Here is a 767-nt window from a genome sequence, read left to right as displayed (position 1 = left end):
ATCAAAATTATAATCTAACTTAACAAGGTTAGTTGTTCCGCGGCTATCTTGCAGTACATCAGGTAATAAACTGGTTTTATCAAGCGTTAAACTATGTTTTACCCCATTACCGTAAGTAAAACTTTCTAACATACCATTGGCGTAATAACGAGCGTCAGTTGCAAACTGCAGTTCAATTTGTTCTGTGCCTTCTTTATATGTTACCGCCCGTGTAGGTTCACCAAAACCATTTGGGCTATAGCGTACAACGGTTCCGTCTGGGTAGGCTAAATAGCTGCGTTGTTGTAACGCGTTGTAGCCATAGCCGACTTCTAAATGCAACTGTCCATTAATCAGTAGTTGCTCAACCTCAAGTAGGTCTTGGTTATTGTATGCATACCTATGTGTGACATCTCCTGCTGCCAACTCTGTCAAATTACCATTATTATCACGGGTATAGGTAACTGAAGGTGTATTACTGTTTTCAGGGTAGTTAATCTTATATAGGTCACCAACATTATCGTAAACATACTCAATTGCGTCAGCTGGCTTTGTTGCTACACAATCAGTGTCTGAAACTCCTTCTTTTTTCCAAATCAATTGTCCTAGGGCATTATGTCCAAATATTGTGTTACCCACATCCGGACGTGTAATCACACAAAGCTGTTGGTTAGTATCATAAACTCTCTTTTCTACAGCGGAAACCGTCGTTCCGTCATTACTCGGACCAGATTGTGTAATCGCTTCCACTTGGCCAAATAGGTTAACGGCTATACTTGTATCTACCT

At 40.4% G+C, this 767-nt stretch carries 1 pseudogene; it reads right to left on the bottom strand.

The window, feature by feature from the left end:
• A pseudogene (locus CEX98_RS22990) lies at window positions 1-767 on the bottom strand (hypothetical protein); the annotation flags it as partial.

Origin of the sequence: Pseudoalteromonas piscicida (assembly GCF_002744175.1) — a bacterium.
GTDB lineage: Bacteria > Pseudomonadota > Gammaproteobacteria > Enterobacterales > Alteromonadaceae > Pseudoalteromonas > Pseudoalteromonas piscicida_B.
The sequence above is the reverse complement of the archived record's forward strand: the minus strand, read 5'-3'. Positions and strand labels throughout refer to the sequence as shown.